The sequence below is a fragment of the Pseudomonas sp. S12(2018) genome (genome assembly GCF_024355235.1).
GTDB lineage: Bacteria > Pseudomonadota > Gammaproteobacteria > Pseudomonadales > Pseudomonadaceae > Aquipseudomonas > Aquipseudomonas palmensis.
Genome location: NZ_QLAD01000009.1, coordinates 159,649 through 178,554 on the forward strand (window position 1 = coordinate 159,649; position 18,906 = coordinate 178,554).

Sequence of the window (18,906 nt, forward strand, 5' to 3'; positions counted from 1 at the left end):
CATCCAATCTCCGATTGGCTAAATTGCATTGTTATAATATAACATTGAAAAAGGCATCCTTCGAATGCCCCGACGCCCTGATGAGGTATTTGCGCCATGACCGACCGTCTCCCCGTTACTGTGCTGTCCGGCTTTCTAGGTGCCGGCAAGAGCACCCTGCTCAACCATGTGCTGCGTAACCGCGACAACCTGCGGGTGGCGGTGATCGTCAACGACATGAGTGAAATCAATATCGACGCCAGCGAAGTGCAGCGCAACGTCAGCCTCAATCGTGCAGAAGAAAAACTGGTCGAGATGAGCAATGGCTGCATCTGCTGCACCCTGCGCGAAGATCTGCTCGAAGAGGTCGCGCGGCTTGCCCGCGAGGGGCGTTTCGATTACCTGTTGATCGAGTCCACCGGCATATCCGAGCCGCTACCGGTAGCCGAAACCTTTACCTTCCGTGATGAACAAGGCCGCAGCCTGGCCGACCAGGCGCGGCTGGACACCATGGTCACGGTGGTCGACGGGCTGAATTTCCTGGGTGACTACCAGGCCGCCGACAGCCTGGCTTCGCGCGGCGAGACCCTGGGCGAGGGCGATGAACGTTCCATCAGCGACCTGCTGATCGAGCAGGTCGAGTTCGCCGATGTGATCCTGTTGAGCAAGATCGACCTGATCGGCAGCGATGAGCGCGAAGAACTCTGCGCCATTCTGCGCTCGCTCAATGCCCACGCCCAGATCGTGCCGATGGTGATGGGGCAGGTGCCATTGGCGCAGATTCTCGATACCGGCCTGTTCGACTTCGAGCGTGCTGCCCAGGCGCCGGGCTGGCTGCAGGAACTGCGCGGTACGCATGTGCCGGAAACCCAGGAGTACGGCATTGCCGCCACTACCTGGCAGGCCCGCCGCCCCTTGCACCCACAGCGTTTTTTCGACTTTATCCACAGGCCCTGGAGCAACGGCCGCCTGTTGCGTTCCAAGGGCTTTTTCTGGCTGGCCAGCAAGCACCAGGAAGCCGGCAGCTGGTCCCAGGCGGGCGGCATGGTGCGCCACGGCTTTGCCGGCCGCTGGTGGCGTTTCGTACCACGCGGGCAATGGCCCCAGGACCCGCAGGACACGGCGGCGATCCTCAAGCACTGGACGGCCGAATGCGGCGATTGCCGACAGGAGCTGGTGTTCATCGGGCAGCACCTCGACTTTGCGCAACTGGATGCCGAGCTGGGCGCCTGCCTGCTGAACGATGAAGAAATGGCATTGGGCGCCGAGGGCTGGCAACGCCTGCCCGACCCGTTTGGCGACTGGCACGACGAAGAGGCGGCCTGATGCTGGCCCTGAAACGCCGTGGCAGCGCCCGGCAAACAGTCGGCGAATCGCCCCAGGTGCTGACCGAGGTGCTGCAGGATGGCGTCAATCTGGCCGTGTGGCAGCGCCAGTTGCCGGTGCATGTGGCCGATTTTGCCCAGGTGCTGTTGTCCCTTGGGCAGCCGCTGGCCGAGTCCCTGACCCTGGAGTTGCAGCCAGATGACGACGCACCCGCCCTGCGCGGGTTGGCGGCAGCGTATGCCGATCTGCAGGGGTATGAGGGGTTCATCTGCGATGTGCGCTGGCTGGTGGGCGCCTACGCCTGCTTGCTCGACGCGCGTCGGGTGGGCCTGCGCCTGCGCGCACTGGAGGGCGCAATGTGCCCGCGTTTTCACGTCGACCACGTGCCGGCGCGGCTGATCTGTACCTATGCGGGCCCCGGCAGTGAATGGCTGACGGCGCCCGATGCGGTGCAGGTGGAGCAGTTGTCGACCGGTGATGTGGCCGTGCTCAAGGGCGAGAGGTGGCTGGGCAATGAGGGGCAGGGGCTGGTGCACCGTTCGCCGGCGGTACCTGCGGGGCAGCGCCGCCTTATGCTGACGCTTGACTGGATGGCCTGAGCGCGCAGCATAGTGCGTATCCTTCCTGACGAATCGATGCGCATGCTGCAGAACATACCCACCCACCTGATCGGCGGCCCCCTGGGCGCCGGCAAGACCAGCCTGATTCGGCACCTGCTGGCCCAGCGCCCGGCCCACGAGCGGTGGGCGGTGCTGATCAACGAGTTCGGCCAGATCGGCCTGGATGCCGCCTTGCTCGCCACCGACGATGATGGCGTGGCGATGGGCGAAGTGGCGGGCGGATGCCTGTGCTGCGTGAATGGCGCACCGTTCCAAGTGGGCCTGGGGCGCTTGTTGCGCAAGGCGCGCTCTCATCGACTGTTCATCGAGCCTTCGGGGCTGGGTCATCCTGCCCAGTTGCTGGAACAGCTGGGCGAGACTCCCTGGCAAGGCGTGCTGGCGGTTCAGCCGTCGGTGCTGGTACTGGACGCCCAGGCATTGGCGGCAGGCCAGGTATTACCCCAGCCGCAGGCGCAGGCACTGCACGGTGCGGGGCTGCTGGTGCTCAACAAATCTGAAGGCTTGGCGGCCGCCACGCGCCTGTGGATAAGCCAGGGCTTGCCTGATGTACCCCAGCTTTGGACGGACCATGGGCAGATTGCGCTGAACAGCCTGCCGGGCGTTGGTGTGCATCCGTTGCCGGTGGATAACTTCAAGTTGCCGGAGGCCAAGCCGTTGCCGGCGGCGCTGTGGATAAACCCGCTGACGCCGATCTGTCTTTATCAACAGCTGGAGCAGGGCTGGAGCATTGGCTGGCGCTGGCACCCGAGCCAGCAGTTGCACCCGCAGCGTTTGCAGCAATGGCTTGCAGGCCTTGGGTGGCGCAGGGCCAAACTGGTTATCCACAGCCCGGAGGGTTGGCAGTCGGCCAATGCGCTGGAGGGGCAGGCGCTGCACTGGCAGGCCAGCGAGTGGCGGCGCGACTCGCGTATCGAGCTGATTTTTGCACAGCCGCAGGCAGTGGCGGCCTTGGAGCAGGGGATGCAGGAATGCCGGATTCCCTGAAGACAGGGCCGGCCTTTTTGCAGGCAAGGCTGGCCCCGGTAGACGGAGGGAACGTCACTGGCGCCAGCGATTGTGCTCCTGGCGCCACTGGTTCATCTCGATCACGTTGCCGCCCTGCACCGGCGGCTTGATCTCGAACGGGTAGGGTGCCAGTTCGATCTGCATCGTATGCGCGCCAAACTGCGTCACCGTACCGGGGTGACGATGTTCGCCTGTCACTGTGAATTCGAAGTTGTACACACGGGCCAGGCGCTTGCGCCCGTTGGCATCGCGCACAAAACCGATGCGCTTGAGCGCCACGTTGCCATCCAGCAGTTCCAGGTCGAGCTTGGCGCAATGCTGCTTGACCCGTTCCAGTGCCTTTTCGCGCAGGCCGTGGTTATGCCACAGCCAGGTGCCTGCGGTGGCCAGCAGCATCAGCACCAGAAGGTTTTCGAGGGTTAACATCTACGTTCGCTCCAACCAGATAGGCTCAGCTTAACTGCCACCCCGGTCTGTCGTACAGGTGGCATTTGGCGCCATACTGCGCGCCTTGTTTTTCATTCGATCGTTTGGAAGCCCTGCATGAAACGTACACCGCATCTGCTCGCCATCCAGTCACACGTGGTATTCGGCCACGCCGGCAACAGCGCCGCGGTGTTTCCGATGCAACGGGTGGGGGTCAATGTCTGGCCGCTGAACACCGTTCAGTTCTCCAACCATACTCAGTATGGCCAGTGGACCGGCGAAGTGCTTGCGCCAGAGCAAATTCCGGCGCTGGTGGACGGGATTGCGACGATCGGCGAGCTGGGCAACTGTGATGCGGTGCTTTCCGGCTACCTCGGCAGCGCCGCCCAGGGCCGTGCGATTCTTACTGGGGTGGCGCGGATCAAGGCGGTCAACCCGAACGCCCTGTACCTGTGCGACCCTGTCATGGGGCATCCGGAAAAAGGCTGCATCGTACCCGCCGAGGTCAGTGACTTCCTGCTCGATGAAGCGGTGGCGGTGGCGGATGTGCTGTGCCCCAATCAGTTGGAGCTCGACAGCTTCTGCGGGCGTCGGGCCGAGTCGCTGGAGGACTGCGTGGCCATGGCGCGCAGCCTGCTCGCCCGCGGGCCCAAGGCTGTGCTGGTCAAGCACCTGGCATACCCGGGACGCAAGGCCGAAGACTTCGAGATGCTGCTGGTGACTGCCGAAGGCAGTTGGCACCTGCAGCGACCGCTGCTGGCGTTTGCGCGGCAGCCGGTGGGGGTCGGCGACCTGACCTCCGGCCTGTTCCTGGCGCGGGTGCTGCTGGGTGACAGCTGGGTGGCGGCTTTCGAATTCACTGCCGCGGCCGTGCACGAGGTGCTGCTGGAAACCCAGGCTTGCACCAGCTACGAGCTGGAGCTGGTGCGTGCTCAGGACCGCATCATGCACCCGCGGGTGCGCTTCGAGGCGCGGCGACTGTCGCTCTAGAAGGCGTCGCCCTTGAGTTCCTGGTAGCGCTTTTCGAGTTCCTGGCGAATCAGGCGGCGCTGCTTGCCTTGCACGAAGCGGCGCTTTTCCTCGCTGGTCTCTGGCTGGCGTGGCGGCACGGCGACCGGCTTGCGATCGTCGTCCACCGCGACCATGGTGAAGAAGCAGCTGTTGCTGTGGCGCACCGAACGCTCGCGGATATTTTCGGTGACGACCTTGATCCCGACCTCCATCGAGGTGTTGCCGGTGTAGTTCACCGACGCCAGGAAGGTCACCAGTTCGCCCACGTGTACCGGCTCGCGAAAGACCACCTGATCCACCGACAACGTCACCACATAACGGCCCGCGTAGCGGCTGGCGCAGGCATAGGCGACTTCATCGAGGTACTTGAGCAGGGTGCCGCCGTGTACGTTGCCAGAAAAGTTGGCCATGTCCGGGGTCATCAGGACGGTCATCGACAGCTGGGCGTTTCCAGGTTCCATAGTGTGCTCACGGTAAGGTTGCGCTGAGGCGGGGTGGCGAGTGGTCATCACGCTTCTTTTCCCCAATTTCGAATCCCATGAAAACGGGACGCTGACAGCGCCGTTGCCGTCACGCCGTTCGTGCCATCTTTGGCGTGTTACCGGTCTATCTGTTTCTTGATATTACACCGCCTTTTCGTTGCAGGCGCCGGTGTTAACCTGACCAAGCCCATGCAATGTGGTGCCTGGCGTCATTTGACAGACTAATTCCCCCGCCGCTCCACGACAGGCATGTCATCGAGCGGCGGGCTTGTTCTTCGGTTCGAAGTAAGGAGCTCCACGCCGTGCATGCCATCAGCTTTATTCAGGATCTGGCGGTGATCATGCTGGTTGCCGGTGTGGTCACCATCCTGTTTCACCGTTTCAAGCAGCCGGTGGTACTCGGCTATATCGTCGCCGGCTTCATCATCGGCCCGCACACCCCGCCATTCGGCCTCATCCACGACGAAGACACGATCAAGACGCTGGCCGAACTCGGGGTGATCTTCCTGATGTTCTGCCTGGGGCTGGAGTTCAGCCTGCGCAAGCTGTTCAAGGTGGGGGCCACGGCGTTCATTGCGGCCTTCCTCGAAATCGTGCTGATGATCTGGATCGGCTTCGAGATCGGCCGCTGGTTCGGCTGGAACACCATGGACTCGCTGTTCCTGGGCGCAATCCTGGCAATTTCTTCCACCACCATCATCGTCAAGGCGCTCAACGACCTGAAGATGAAGAACGAGCGCTTCGCCCAGCTGATCTTCGGTGTGCTGATCGTCGAGGACATCCTCGGTATCGGCATCATTGCCCTGCTGTCGGGCATTGCGGTCAGCGGCGCGGTCAGTTCCGGCGAGGTGTTCTCCACCGTCGGCAAGCTCTCGCTGTTCATGATCGTGGCGCTGGTCATCGGCATACTGCTGGTACCGCGGGTACTGGCCTACGTGGCCAGGTTCGAAAGCAACGAGATGCTGCTGATTACCGTGTTGGGCCTGTGCTTCGGCTTCTGCCTGCTGGTGGTCAAGCTCGAGTACAGCATGGTGCTGGGCGCGTTCCTGATCGGGGCGATCATGGCCGAATCGCGCCAGTTGCTGAAGATCGAGCAGTTGATCGAGCCGGTTCGCGACCTGTTCAGTGCCATCTTCTTCGTCGCCATCGGCCTGATGATCGACCTGAGCGTGCTCATCGAGTACATCTGGCCGATCGTGGTCATCACTGTAGCGGTGGTCCTGGGCAAGATGCTCTCGTGCGGCATGGGCGCCTTCATCGCCGGCAACGACGGTCGCACCTCGTTGCGGGTGGGCATGGGGCTTTCGCAGATCGGCGAATTCTCCTTCATCATCGCTGCGCTGGGCATGACCCTGCAGGTCACCAGCGATTTCCTTTACCCGGTGGCGGTGGCGGTGTCGGCCATTACCACCTTGCTCACGCCCTACCTGATTCGCGCCGCCGACCCGCTGTCGCTCAAGCTTGCCAGTGTGGTGCCCAAGCGCCTGTCGCGGGTGCTGTCGCTGTACGGCGAATGGCTGCGCAGCATCCAGCCGCAAGGCGAGGGCGCGATGGTGGCGGCGATGATCCGGCGCATCCTGCTGCAGGTGGGGGTCAACCTGGCGCTGGTGGTGGCGATCTTCTTCAGTGGAGGTTACTTCGCGGCACGCATCGGCGAGTACCTGAGCGAATGGTTGCCCGACCTGGCCCAGCAGAAAGCGCTGATCTGGGGCGCGGCGTTGCTGCTGTCATTGCCGTTCCTGATTGCCGCGTATCGCAAGCTCAAGGCGCTGTCGATGCTGCTGGCCGAAATGGGGGTCAAGCCGGAAATGGCCGGGCGCCATACCCAGCGCGTGCGCCGGGTGATCGCCGAGGTGATCCCGCTGCTGTCGCTGCTGGTGATCTTTCTGCTTCTGTCGGCGCTGTCGGCGAGCATCCTGCCCACCAGCGAGCTGCTGTTGCTGATCGCGGTGGTGGCGGCCGGTGTGGTGGCGTTGCTGTGGCGCTGGTTCATCCGGGTGCACACGCGCATGCAGATCGCACTGCTCGAAACCCTCGACAATCAGAAGGAACATCACCCCTAGGGTTTGCAGCGCAGCGGCTGGTCCCGCCATTGGGCCCAGGCCTGTGTCCAGCCTTCGGCGTGGCTCACACCGGGCAGCGCAACCTGCTGCATGCAGCGGGCACTGCCTAGTTCCACGCGGTAGTGCTCGAACAGCGAGGCCGGCACGCTGCGGTCCTGCAGCCCGAGAAGATGGCGCTGCGGCAGGTCGCGCAGGCGCTGGCGATAGTCCAGCGGCTCCAGTGAGCCCGCCAGTGGCGTCAGTTGCAGGGTCTGTGCCCAGTACCGCGGGCTGAGGTTGCCGGCCAGGGTCTGTACCTGGGTAACGTCGCTTCGCCGGGCGGCCAGCAGCAAGGCCAGCGCACCCCCGCCGGAATAGCCGATCAGCTCGAACTCCTGGTTGCCATAGCGCTGCTTGATGCCGCTCAAGGCTTGGTCCAGGCTATCGAGCACTGCCTTGCCAAAGCGCTGGTCGGTCCACATCGCTGCGCGGCAGCCAGGCGCACTGACGAACTGGCAAGGGCGCGCCAGGTACAGGCTGGGCTGTGGGTCTTCCAGGGCCAGTCGCGCCAGCAACAGGTTGCGCGGGCTGGGGTCCAGGCTGGGTTGGCTGGAGGTGGCCCAGGCGCGCCCGTCACCTTCCAGATAGACACGCAGGCGCAGGGCGCCTGGCGCCTTGAGCGGAACGCTCAGCGCCAGCGGGAAGGGCTGGGTAGGCTGGATCTCGACACGATGGCCATGGGCCTGGCTGAGGGTCTGCAACTGTGTCAGCGGCGCCTGGCAGCCGCTCGCCAGCAGCAGGGCGAGCAGTGTGAACAGTCTGGAGTACATCGACAGGGCCCCGGCATGTGAAGGTGCATTCCTGTGCGCGCGGGTCGTATGTCCGAGGGGATGGAGCGGTAGCAACACCGCCGCGCACAGGAAGGCGCGGCGATTCTACGAAGATTGATAGCTCAGAGCCATCATTTTTGTCCGACAAACTGACGGATCAGCTTTCCAGCCACACGTCGCGCGCCCAGTGCCATACCGATTCCCAGGTTTCTTCGGTCACCAGCTCTTCTTCGGCCGACCACAGCACCACGGTGCCGTCTTCCTCGACGCAGTAGTAATCGTCACCATCCTGGCAGATCGGAATCAGCGAACGGTCCACGCCGGCATCCCAGGCATTGGCCGCCACGTCAGGCAGGTAGGTATGCGATTGCGGGTCGGTAACGGTCACCGGCTCCAGGCTGCCGTACACCACATCGCTGACGGTCAGCAGGAACTCCCTGAAGACGAACGGGATATCGATGAACAGCTGTTCTTCAATCTCGACCAGCAGGTCTTCGTCGGGCAACTCAAGCGGTACGGGTACCGGTTCGTTGGCTTCACGCAGTTGCTCGATGATTTCTTCCACGGGTTCAATCCTCTTACCTTGACGACACGCTGCGCGTTATACCCTAGTAGGACGCTACGCTAAAAGCAAAACCCCGGGCAAGCCCGGGGTTTTTTGTGCAATGCCTCAAGATCAGCCGTTCTGGCGGATCCCTGCGACCAGCCAAGGCTGGTTTTCGCCCTGGGCACGTTCCATGTTCCAGCTTTCGCTGAACACTTCGCCCTGGTCGAAACGCGAGGTTTTCGACACACCGCTGAAGGTCAGGGTGGCGATGGTGCGGTCGGCACGGTCATCCACGCCTTCCAGCTGCACGTTCAGGTCGTCGATGTAGGTGGACTGGAAGCCTTCACCCAGCTCGGCACGTTCCTTTTTCAGGAACTGCAGCATCTGCGGGGTAACGAACTCGGCGATCTTGTCGATCTCGTTGGCGTCCCAGTGCTGCTGCAGGGTCTGGAAGTGGTTGCGTGCAGCGGCCAGGAAGCTCTCTTCATTGAACCAGGCTGGTGCGTTGATCACCGGGCGGGCCGCGGCAGGTGCAGCGGAACCACCGAAGATCGACGGCTGAGCCGGTTGCTCGTGAACTTCACGCTGGAACGGCGCGTGACCGGCAGCGGCCATCTGCGGCTGTTGCTTGCGGCGACGGGCGGCAATGAAACGGAAGATCAGGAAGGCGATGACCGCCATGATCAGGATGTCGAAGATCTGCATGCCCTGGAAGCCGTCGCCCATGAACATGGAGGCCAGCAGGCCACCGGCGGCGAGGCCGGCCAGAGGGCCGAGCCAGCGCGAAGCACCGCTGGCGGCTGCCGGTGGACGGCCTGCCGCATTGGGCGTGGCGGCCGGCGTGGCCGGAGCGGCCTGGCGCGTCTGGTGGGTCGGCGCGGCGCCCGAGCTCTTGCCGCCGCCGAAGCGCTTGGCGTTGGCGTCGAGGCTCAGCGTAAGGCCGATGCACAGCGCCAAGGCGATGCTAAGAAAACGTTGCATAGAAGGGTATTCCCGTTTTGTGGAGTGCACGCGCGCCATGGTGCACAGGTTGTAGGACACATGACTAGCGCCATAATGTTTCTATCTTTTGCTTGGCGCTGTGGGATGTTTATCAAGTGCGTGTAGGAACTGGCCGACCTCTTCGCCGGCAAGGCCGGCTCCCACAGGGGACGGCCTTGCCGGCGGAGGGTGTTACAGCGGCTCCAGCTTGGCGTAGCCAAGCATCAGCCACTTGCTGCCTTCGGCGAAGTTCACCTGCACCCGCGCCTGGGCACCGGCGCCCTCGAAATTGAGGATCACGCCCTCGCCAAACACCGCGTGCTGCACGCGCTGGCCGAGGTTGAACGCGGTTTCGGGGATGTTCGCCGCACCGAACAGGCTGCTCGAATTCTGTTTCTGACCCGAGCCGAACGGCCGGCTGACGCTGTTGGACAAGCGCACTTCCTGCACCAGCCCCGCAGGGATCTCACGCACGAATCGCGACACCTTGTTGTAGGTTTCGCTGCCGTACAGGCGCCGGGTTTCGGCGTAGGTCATCACCAGCTGCTGCATGGCGCGGGTAATGCCCACATAGGCCAGGCGGCGTTCCTCTTCCAGGCGGCCGGGCTCTTCCAGGCTCATCTTGTGCGGGAACAGGCCCTCTTCCATGCCCACCAGGAACACGTGGGGGAACTCCAGGCCCTTGGCGCTGTGCAGGGTCATCAGCTGGATGCTGTCTTCGTGTTCCTCGGCCTGGGCATCGCCGGCCTCGAGGGAGGCGTGGCCCAGGAACGCAGCCAGCGGCGACAGCTCGGCGTCTTCCTCGGCGCTTTCGAAGTTGCGCGCGGCGCTGACCAGTTCTTCAAGGTTTTCTACCCGTGCCTGGCCCTTTTCACCCTTTTCTTCCTGGTGATAGACGATCAGCCCGGACTGCTCGATCACGGTCTGGGTCATCAGGTGCAACGGCATGTCCATGACCTTGGCCGAGAGGTTCTCGATCAGCTCGATGAACGCGGCCAGGGCGCTGGCGGCACGGCCCTTGAGGCCCTTGTTGGCGATCAGCAGGCTCATCGACTCCCACATCGATACCTGGGCGTGACGGGCGTGTTCGCGAATCGCCTCCACGGTCTTCTCGCCGATGCCGCGCGGCGGCACGTTGATCACCCGCTCTAGCGCCGCGTCATTGCCACGCCCTTCAAGCAGGCGCAGATAGGCCATGGCGTTCTTGATCTCGGCGCGTTCGAAGAAGCGCTGACCACCATAGATGCGGTACGGGATGCGCTCGCGCAGCAGGGCTTCCTCGAGCACCCGCGACTGGGCGTTGGAGCGGTACAGGATGGCGATGTCGCTGCGCGCCATGCCGGTCTTGAGCGCGCTCTCGATGGTCTCGACCACATAGCGCGCTTCGTCGTGTTCGTTGAAGGCGGCGTACAGGCTCAGCGGTTCGCCGTCGCCGCCGTCGGTCCACAGCTCCTTGCCCAGGCGATCACTGTTGTTGGCGATTAGGGCGTTGGCCGCCTTGAGGATGCCGGCGGTGGAGCGGTAGTTCTGCTCCAGGCGGATCATCTGGGTGTCGGGGAAGTCGGCACTGTACTGGTGGATGTTCTCGATCTTGGCGCCGCGCCAGCCATAGATGGACTGGTCGTCGTCGCCCACCACCATCAGGCTGTCACCGCCCTGGGCCAGCAGGCGCAACCAGGCGTACTGCACGGCGTTGGTGTCCTGGAACTCGTCCACCAGCAGGTGGCGGAAGCGCCGCTGGTAGTGCTGCAGCAGGCCCGGGTTGTCGCGCCACAGGTCCAGCGCGCGCAGCAGCAGTTCGGAGAAGTCGATCACGCCGGCGCGCTGGCAGGCTGCCTCGTAGGCCTCGTAGATGCTGCGCATGGTGCCCAGGAACAGGTCGCCGCTGGCCTGGATGTGCTGCGGGCGCAGCCCTTCGTCCTTCTGCCCGTTGATGAACCACTGCGCCTGGCGTACCGGCCAGCGCTGTTCGTCCAGGCCCAGCTCGCGGATCACCCGCTTGACCAGGCGTTGCTGGTCGTCGCTGTCGAGGATCTGGAAGTTCTGGTTCAGCCCCGCTTCCTGCCAGTGGGCACGCAACAGGCGGTGCGCCAGGCCGTGGAAGGTACCCACCCACATGCCGGCCGGGTTGATGCCCATCAACTGCTCGATGCGCTGGCGCATCTCGGCGGCGGCCTTGTTGGTGAAGGTCACCGACAGCACCGAATGGGGTGAGGCCTGCTCGACCTGGATCAACCAGGCGATACGGTGCACCAGCACTCGGGTCTTACCGGAGCCGGCACCGGCCAGAACCAACTGGCGACCAAGCGGGGCCGCTACGGCCTGGCGTTGGGCGTCGTTGAGGGAGTTCAACAGGAGGGAGAGGTCATCGCGCATCCCGCCATTTTAGGGGCGCAAGCGAGCCGGGGGCAAACCCATGGTGGAAAAAGATCGCCCAAGGCGCCGCCCGCTCATCGGGCGCGCCCCTTGGCCCGCGTGCTTGAGGGCTCGGCACTGAAACCAGGTTCCATAATTGCCACGCACAATTTATGACCCAGAGCAGTTTGGCCCAGGCGCCTGCTTGTGTATGCTCCGTGCTCGTTCGAGGCTCACCATTACAAGAACATTGCCTATGACCTTCGCATCTGCCTCCGTCAGCGTGCCGCTGGAAGCGCGCCGCGGTATTCGCAAACAGTTCGCCACGCAACTGGCCGTCGAGCGTACCCGTCTGTTGTACCAGGGCTCGTTGCTGCCCACCCTGTTCATGCTGCTCAACGGCCTGGTGTGTGCCTGGCTGCTGTGGAGCCCGCAGCGCTACCTGCTGGTCAGTGTGTGGATCGTCTGGTTGATGGCGCTGGTAGCGCTGCGGGTCATTCAGGTGGCGGCCTTCGACGCGGCGATGCCCGATCGACAGGTGCAACCGACCTGGTGGCGCATGTTCCTGCTCGGTTCGGCCTTCAGCGGCCTGACCCTGGCCAGCGCGGCGATTGCCCTGGTGCCTGTGGATAACTTCGTGCAACAGGCCTGGGTCTTCGGCTTGCTGGGGGCCGCGACCCTGTCGGCGAGTGTGGCCTACGCGGTCAGCCTGCCGGCGTTCCTGAGTTTCACCTTGCCGTGCCTGCTGCCGCCGATCGCGTTCCTGTTCTGGCGCGGTGACGAGCAGCAGCAGGGCTGGGGTTGGCTGGGGCTGATCCTGCTCGGCGCGTTGATGGTGGTGGCCTGGCAGGTCAATCGGCTGATCGAGGGGGGCCTGTTGCGCCGCTTTCAGAACCAGGCGCTGATCGAGCACCTGCAGGCCGCGCAGGCGCGCAGCGAGCGGCTCAACAAGGCCCTGGCGACCGAGGTCGAGCAGCGTCGGCTGATCGAGGAGCAACTGCGTCAGGCCCAGGCCGGGCTGGAATCGAGGGTGGCGCAGCGCAGCCAGGAGCTGGACCGCGCCAACCAGGCCCTGAGCAAGAGCGAGCAGCGCCTGGCCCTGGCGCTGGAAGCCAGTGAGCTGGGGCTGTGGGACTGGAATCTGGAAACCGACGAGGTGCATCACACCCAATTGCACGAGCTGTTCGGCCTGAACCCGGAGCAGGTGCGGGCGGTGCAGGCGCACCTCAAGCCGCGCCTGCACCCGGATGACGTGCCGGCGCTCAAGCGCGCCCTGGTCGACCACCTCAAGGGGCGCACCGACGATTACCGTATCGAGTACCGCTTCCGCCACGCCCAGGGCCACTGGTGCTGGATCGAGGACCGCGGCCGCGCGGTGGAGCGCGATGCCGCCGGGCGGGTGGTGCGCATGCTCGGCACCCGGCGCGACGTGAGCGCGCGCAAGGCCCAGCAGGAACAGCAACGCCTGGCCGCAACCGTATTCGAGGCGGCCAGCGAAGGCATCGCGATCATGGGGCCGGACTATGCCGTACTGGCCGCCAACCAGGCGTTCTGCCACATGACCGGCTACGTGCGCGAAGAACTGCTGGGGCGCAATGCGCTGGAGCTGCCATGCAGCCGCGACGCGCGCCGGCACTACGGTGCCATCGACCAGGCCCTGGCGCAGCAGGGGCGCTGGGAAGGCGAGCTGGTTGAGGCGCGCAAGAGCGGGGAACTCTACCCGCAGTGGCTGCAACTGACCGGCGTGACGGATGCGCGTGGCCAGGTCGGCACCATCGTGGGTTTCTTCACCGACCTGTCGGCACGCCGCGAGTCCGAAGAGCGCCTGCGGTACCTGGCGCACTACGACGAACTGACCGGCCTGGCCAACCGCGCGTTGTTCCGACTGCGTCTGCATGAAGCCGGCCAGCGCCTGCGTGGCAGCGGTCGCAGCCTGGCGCTGCTGCACATCGACCTGGACCGCTTCAAGCTGCTCAACGACAGCCTGGGCCACGAACTGGCCGACCGGCTGCTCAAGACCATGGCCCAGCGCATCGGCAACGCAGTGCCCGAGGCCGATACCGTGGCGCGTCTGTCCGGTGACGAGTTCGTGGTGCTGTTCGACGGCTATTCACACCTGTCCAGCCTGGTGCGGGTGGCGACGCGCCTGCTGGACAAGCTGCGCGTGCCGCTGCGTGTCGACGGGCACGAGCTGGTGATCAGCGCTTCAGTGGGGGTCAGTCTGCTGCCCGATGCCAGCCTGGATGTCAGCACCCTGGTGAGCCAGGCCAACATGGCCATGCAGCACGCCAAGCACCTCGGCGGCGACGGGTTCCAGTTCTACACCGAGAGCCTGCAGGCCAGCACCCTGGAGCGCCTGCAACTGGAGAACCAGCTGCGCAAGGCCATCGAAGAGCGCCAGCTGGAGGTCTATTACCAGCCCAAACTGTGCCTGACCAGCGGCCGCCTGCAGGCTGCCGAGGCCCTGGTGCGCTGGCATCACCCGCAGGTGGGCATGGTGCCACCGGGCGACTTCATCGGCCTGGCCGAAGAGACCGGGCTGATCGCGCCGATGGGCGAGTTCGTGTTGCGCCAGGCGTGCTGGCAGGCCTGTGAATGGCAACGGCAGGGGCTGGCGCCGATTCGCGTGTCGGTGAACCTGTCGGTGTATCAGTTGCGCCAGGGCAAGCTGGTCAGCCTGGTGCGTCAGGTGCTGGAAGACAGCGGCCTGGCACCGCACCTGCTGGAGCTGGAGCTGACCGAAAGCCAGTTGCTCGACAGCGTGGAGCACATCATCGCGACCTTTCATCAGCTGCATGAACTGGGGGTCAAGCTGGCCATCGACGATTTCGGCACCGGCTATTCGTCGCTCAGCTACCTCAAGCGTTTTCCGGTGAATTACGTGAAGATCGACCAGACCTTCATCCGTGGCCTGCACGAAGGCAGCGAGGACGCCGCAATCACCCGTGCGATCATTGTCATGGCCCACAGCCTGGGCCTGCAGGTGGTGGCCGAAGGGGTGGAAACCCATGAGCAGCTGGCGTTTCTGCGCGAGCAGGGCTGCGATGAGGTGCAGGGCTACCTGATCAGCCGGCCGGTGGAGGCCGACAGCCTGGCCGCCTTGCTGCGTGAGGATCGGCGCTGGTAGCCCCACGGCCAGGGCCCCGATCAACGGGGCCCTGGCGTTGTAACAAGTCGCAGCCTGCCGGTCAGTGAGTGACCAGGATCTCCTCCAGGCTCACCAGCAGTTTGCCGTCGTGGAAAATATCCACTTTCGGGATGTTGCTGTGGTCGCCGTCCATTTCGAAACAGACCGCACGTTCGGTGATCACCTGGGCAGCCAGGGCGTCCACGTTCTCCAGCTTCAGTTCCAGCGCCAGGGCGTGCGATTTGTCCTGGATGGCGCGTTTCACCAGCACCGGCACGATGGCCGAGGTGGCGACTTCCACGGTGCCATACACTCGAAACCTGGCGTTGCCCGGCATCTTGTCGTTCTGCGCGATCCAGCCTTTTGCTTTCAGGGACATTCCTTTGTACTCCATTCGATGGTGGGTGGGATGTTGCGTGCCCACTATCGAACAGCGCGGCTGCACCCGGCAGCCGGAAAGCTTTCAACCGTGCCAGGCGCGTCCCTGGTGAGCCAGCAGGCTGTGGGCCTGGTCCGGGCCATTGGAGCCGGCCGGGTAAGGGCGCGGGGCCTGGAAGTGCTCCTGCCAGCCAGTCAGGATCGGGTCGATCCAGGCCCATGCGGCCTCCACTTCGTCGCGGCGCATGAACAGGGTCGAGTCGCCGTCCAGAACATCCAGCAGCAGGCGTTCGTAGGCGTCCCAGCGTCGTGCCTGGCCGAACACCTGGGCCAGGTTCAGGTTCAGTTCCACCGGCTCCAGGCGCATGCCCTTGCCCGGTGCCTTGGTCATCATCTGCAGGCTGATGCGCTCGTCGGGCTGCAGCTGGATCAGCAACTGGTTGGCCTGGTCGCCGTCGAACAGGCGATGGGGCACCGGCTTGAACTGTATGACGATCTGCGAGGAGCGCTTGGCCATGCGCTTGCCGGTACGCAGGTAGAAGGGTACGCCGGCCCAGCGCCAGTTGTTGATGTGGGCTTCGACGGCGACAAAGGTTTCGGTGTCGCTGTCGTTGTCCACGTCCTTCTCGAAGTAGTAGGCCGGAACCTCCTGCCCGCCGATCTTGCCGGCGCTGTACTGGCCGCGCACGGTCTTGTCCTGCACGTCCTGCCCGGTGATGGGTTTGAGGGCCTTGAGGATCTTGACCTTTTCATCGCGCACCGCCTCGGCCTCGAACTGCGCAGGTGGCTCCATGGCTACCAGGCAGAGCAGTTGCAGCAGGTGGTTCTGCAGCATGTCGCGGGTGGCGCCGGCACGGTCGTAGTAGCCGCCGCGGTTTTCCACGCCGAGGGTTTCGCACACGCTGATCTGCACGTGGTCCACCTGGTTGGTGCGCCACACCGGTTCCAGCAGCGCGTTGGCGAAGCGCAATGCCATGAGGTTCTGCACCGTCTCCTTGCCCAGGTAGTGGTCGATGCGAAACACCTGGGATTCGGCGAATACCGCGCCGATGGCGCTGTTGATCGTGGTGGCGGACTCCAGCGAGTGGCCGATGGGTTTTTCCAGCACGATACGCGCTTCGCTGTCGACCAGCCCGGCCACCTGCAGGTGGGTGGCGATGGGCACGAACAGGTTGGGTGCGGTGGCTAGGTAGTAGACCCGCGTCAGCCCGCCGGGCTCGCCCAGAAAGCGGGCGAGGCGGCCGAAATCGGCGCTCTGCATGGCGTCCATGGAGAAGTAGTCCAGGCGCGTGGAAAAGCGGTGCCACACCTCGTCGCTGAAGTCCTGGGGCGCGATCTGGGCGCGGCAGCGGCGTTCGACCAGCTTGAGAAATTCAATCCGTGGCAAGGGCCGGCGGGCCAGGGCGATGATCCGCACGGCGTTGTGCAGACGGCCTTCGCGAAACAGGTGGTAGAGCGCTGGAAGCAGTTTGTTCAGGGCCAGATCGCCGGTGCCGCCGAACACCAGAATGTCGCACGGGATAGTCAATGCCACCACTCTCCAAGATCGTTTAGCTGGGCGGGTCGCCGGTCATGTAGTATAACTACAAGAAAGCTACAACCCGGTCAGCCGATCATAACCGAGTCCTGCCCTTGAATCTGTTGCAACACATCGCCCAGTCGCGCCATCTGCTACGCAAATCGGAACTGAAGGTTGCCGATCACGTATTGCTCGATCCAGCGGCTGTCATGCATAGCTCCATGGCTGATCTGGCGCACAGCGTCGGGATCAGCGAGCCGACCATCGTGCGTTTCTGCCGGGCGATCGGTTGCACCGGTTTCCAGGACCTCAAGCTCAAGCTGGCGCAAAGCCTGGCGGCGGGTGCGAGCTTCGGTCAGTTCGCGATTCATGAAGACGATTCGGTAGCCGACTACAGCCTGAAGATCTTCGACACCACCCTGCACACCCTGATGGAAGTGCGCGAGCACCTCGATGCCCAGGCATTGCAGCGCGCCGTGACGGCCATGGCCCAGGCGCAGCGCGTGGAGTTCTACGGGTTTGGTGCATCGGGTGCGGTGGCTGCCGATGCCCAGCACAAGTTCTTCCGCCTGTTGCTGACGGCAGCGGCGTATTCCGACCCGCACATGCAGGCGATGTCGGCGGTCACCCTCAAGCCGGGTGACGTAGCGATCTGCATTTCCCAGTCAGGGCGTTCCAAGGACCTGCTGATCACTGCCAACCTGGTGCGTGAAAGCGGTGCGACGCTGATCACCCTGTGCCCGAGCCAGACCCCGCTGGCCGAACTGTCCACGGTCAACCTGGCCATCGACGTGCATGAAGACACCGAAATCTACACCCCGCTGACCTCACGTATCGCCCACCTGGTGGTGATCGACGTGCTGGCCATGGGCGTTGCCATGGCGCGCGGGCCGAGCCTGGTCAACCACCTCAAGAGCGTCAAGCGCAGCTTGCGCAGCCTGCGCCTGTCGCCCAAGTCGATCAAGGCGATGGACGACTGATCGTCTTGCACCGCCCGAGCTGACACCTTCGCTGGCTTGCCAGCGAAGGGCAGCACCGCATACCACGCCTGATTGTTCATGCTTTTGTAACCCTCCCGCCGCCAAACCGTAACCCCGCCCGGGCACGCTGAAACTCCCCGCAATCGACCAGGGAGACACGCAATGGCTCGTGAATTCGATGGCTCGCACCAACCTACCGCCAAGTCCCGCAAGCAGCAGGAAAAGGATCAGCGCCGCATGGAGTTTCGCCGCGCGATCGAAAGCTATTCCGAGCAGCGCCAATTGCTGCAGGACATCGCCGACTACCCCGAACTGCACGCTGTCAGCGTATGGCAGGTGTCAGCGGCAACGTCCCCGAGAAACGCTCAACAAGCGCGCTGATCTGCGCACGTTCGCTGCGGATGAACGCAACAAAGGCCAGGGCCACCGGCGACTGCCGCTTGGCCTTGGCCTGCACCACGCACCAGCTGCGATACAGCGGCAGCTCCTCTACCGGCAGCTCGCGCAGCACCCCGGTGGCCAGTTCCATGTTCAGTGCATGCCGGGTCAAAAGGGCGATGCCAAGGCCTGCGATCACGCATTCGCGCTGGGCGTCGGCCGATGCCACTTCCAGGGTCTGGGTGAAGTGCACGCGCTTTTCCTTGAAGTACTCCTCGCACGCCTTGCGCGTGCCCGAACCCTGTTCGCGCACCAGCAGCGTATGCGGCTCCAGGTCCTGCAGGCGCAGGCTGTCGAGCGTGCACAGCGGGTGATCGGGCGGGGCCACGGCCACGATCGGGTTGTTCAGGAAGGGCAAAAACTCCAGGCCCATGTCCTGCGGCACCATCGACATGATGATCAGGTCGTCGCGGTTGTCCGACAGGCGCCGGATGGCCTGGGCGCGGTTGACCACGGTGAGGGTCAGGTTGACCTCCGGGTGCAGGCGCTTGAAGGCGGCGAACAGGTGCGGCACGAAGTACTTGGCGCTCGATTCCACCGCCAGCTTGAGCTGGCCCTGCAGCGAGCCCTGCATGTCCGACAGCTGCATGTCGAGGCTCTCCAGGCGTCCGAAGATGTCCCGGCTGGCGCGCTGCAGCGCCTCGGCGGCCTCGGTGAGGTAGAGCTTCTTGCCGACGTACTCGAACAGCGGCTGGCCCACCAGTTCCTCGAGCTGGCGGATCTGTAGACTAACGGCGGGTTGCGTCAGCGACATCTCCTCGGCGGCCCGGCTGTACGAACGCAAATCACACACTTCATTGAAGATCTGCAATTGACGCAATGTCATACGCATCAATGACTTACGCATATTTCCCGTCGCC

General features: G+C 64.1%; 17 protein-coding genes. 8 read left to right on the plus strand and 9 right to left on the minus strand.

Annotated features, from left to right (window positions below; all coding sequences use genetic code 11):
* Positions 1–96: 96 nt before the first annotated feature.
* From zigA to DN388_RS21185, 3 genes are read left to right on the plus strand one after another with little or no spacing between them, the layout of a single operon-like run.
* Positions 97–1,305: a zinc metallochaperone GTPase ZigA gene (zigA, locus tag DN388_RS21175; protein ID WP_236176498.1), complete on the plus strand. Its 1,209-nt coding sequence runs from the start codon at positions 97–99 to the stop codon at positions 1,303–1,305.
* Entirely contained in the window at positions 1,305–1,904 is a 600-nt protein-coding gene (locus tag DN388_RS21180) for a DUF1826 domain-containing protein (RefSeq protein WP_043861514.1), read from the plus strand. Before zigA ends, DN388_RS21180 begins: the two co-directional genes overlap by 1 nt.
* A gap of 42 nt (positions 1,905–1,946) precedes the next feature.
* Entirely contained in the window at positions 1,947–2,909 is a 963-nt protein-coding gene (locus DN388_RS21185; RefSeq protein WP_255002064.1) for a GTP-binding protein, read from the plus strand.
* Between the two features lie 54 nt (positions 2,910–2,963).
* Here DN388_RS21185 and DN388_RS21190 read toward each other — a convergent pair whose 3' ends face one another.
* Positions 2,964–3,356, minus strand: a complete 393-nt coding sequence (locus tag DN388_RS21190) for a DUF3301 domain-containing protein (protein WP_253086841.1) — start codon at positions 3,354–3,356, stop codon at positions 2,964–2,966.
* 117 nt (positions 3,357–3,473) lie between these two features.
* On the opposite strand from DN388_RS21190, the gene pdxY reads away from it, so the two are divergent.
* Entirely contained in the window at positions 3,474–4,346 is an 873-nt protein-coding gene (gene pdxY / locus DN388_RS21195) for a pyridoxal kinase PdxY (RefSeq protein WP_078481425.1), read from the plus strand.
* Here the strand turns inward: pdxY and DN388_RS21200 are convergent.
* Positions 4,343–4,828, minus strand: a complete 486-nt coding sequence (locus DN388_RS21200) for an acyl-CoA thioesterase (RefSeq protein WP_043861517.1) — start codon at positions 4,826–4,828, stop codon at positions 4,343–4,345. The genes pdxY and DN388_RS21200 overlap by 4 nt on opposite strands.
* Positions 4,829–5,151: 323 nt before the next feature.
* Between DN388_RS21200 and DN388_RS21205 the strand changes: the two genes are divergently transcribed.
* Entirely contained in the window at positions 5,152–6,912 is a 1,761-nt protein-coding gene (locus tag DN388_RS21205) for a cation:proton antiporter (protein WP_054916449.1), read from the plus strand.
* Here the strand turns inward: DN388_RS21205 and DN388_RS21210 are convergent.
* The 4 genes from DN388_RS21210 to uvrD all read right to left on the minus strand — a co-directional run bounded on the left by DN388_RS21210 (position 6,909) and on the right by uvrD (position 11,625).
* On the minus strand, positions 6,909–7,721 hold the full coding sequence (locus tag DN388_RS21210; protein WP_058541958.1) for a hypothetical protein: 813 nt from the start codon (positions 7,719–7,721) through the stop codon (positions 6,909–6,911). The two genes, DN388_RS21205 and DN388_RS21210, sit on opposite strands and share 4 nt — an antisense overlap.
* 157 nt (positions 7,722–7,878) lie before the next feature.
* Positions 7,879–8,286 (minus strand): SMI1/KNR4 family protein, encoded by a 408-nt coding sequence (locus DN388_RS21215; RefSeq protein ID WP_014720555.1) that lies wholly within the window; start codon positions 8,284–8,286, stop codon positions 7,879–7,881.
* Positions 8,287–8,397: 111 nt separating this feature from the next.
* Positions 8,398–9,249 carry a Tim44 domain-containing protein gene (locus DN388_RS21220; RefSeq protein ID WP_043861520.1) on the minus strand — a complete coding sequence of 284 codons (852 nt, stop codon included), beginning with the start codon at positions 9,247–9,249 and terminating at the stop codon, positions 8,398–8,400.
* A gap of 192 nt (positions 9,250–9,441) precedes the next feature.
* Entirely contained in the window at positions 9,442–11,625 is a 2,184-nt protein-coding gene (gene uvrD / locus DN388_RS21225) for a DNA helicase II (protein WP_043861521.1), read from the minus strand.
* Positions 11,626–11,860: 235 nt separating this feature from the next.
* On the opposite strand from uvrD, the gene DN388_RS21230 reads away from it, so the two are divergent.
* A complete protein-coding gene (locus tag DN388_RS21230) occupies positions 11,861–14,731 on the plus strand; it encodes an EAL domain-containing protein (protein ID WP_255002036.1) in 2,871 nt (956 codons plus the stop codon).
* A 61-nt stretch (positions 14,732–14,792) separates the two neighbouring features.
* Here DN388_RS21230 and DN388_RS21235 read toward each other — a convergent pair whose 3' ends face one another.
* Entirely contained in the window at positions 14,793–15,110 is a 318-nt protein-coding gene (locus DN388_RS21235; RefSeq protein WP_054916453.1) for a hypothetical protein, read from the minus strand.
* Positions 15,111–15,194: 84 nt separating this feature from the next.
* Positions 15,195–16,637 (minus strand): glucose-6-phosphate dehydrogenase, encoded by a 1,443-nt coding sequence (gene zwf / locus DN388_RS21240; protein WP_043861580.1) that lies wholly within the window; start codon positions 16,635–16,637, stop codon positions 15,195–15,197.
* 104 nt (positions 16,638–16,741) lie between these two features.
* Here zwf and hexR point away from each other — a divergent pair, with 104 nt between their 5' ends.
* Complete coding sequence (gene hexR / locus DN388_RS21245) at positions 16,742–17,608, plus strand: transcriptional regulator HexR (RefSeq protein ID WP_043861524.1); 867 nt, start codon at positions 16,742–16,744, stop codon at positions 17,606–17,608.
* 162 nt (positions 17,609–17,770) lie between these two features.
* Positions 17,771–17,989, plus strand: coding sequence for a PA3496 family putative envelope integrity protein (locus tag DN388_RS21250; protein WP_078481432.1), 219 nt, complete (start codon positions 17,771–17,773; stop codon positions 17,987–17,989).
* Here DN388_RS21250 and DN388_RS21255 read toward each other — a convergent pair.
* Positions 17,931–18,878 carry a LysR family transcriptional regulator gene (locus DN388_RS21255; protein ID WP_162484870.1) on the minus strand — a complete coding sequence of 316 codons (948 nt, stop codon included), beginning with the start codon at positions 18,876–18,878 and terminating at the stop codon, positions 17,931–17,933. The genes DN388_RS21250 and DN388_RS21255 overlap by 59 nt on opposite strands.
* Between the last annotated feature and the right edge of the window lie 28 nt (positions 18,879–18,906).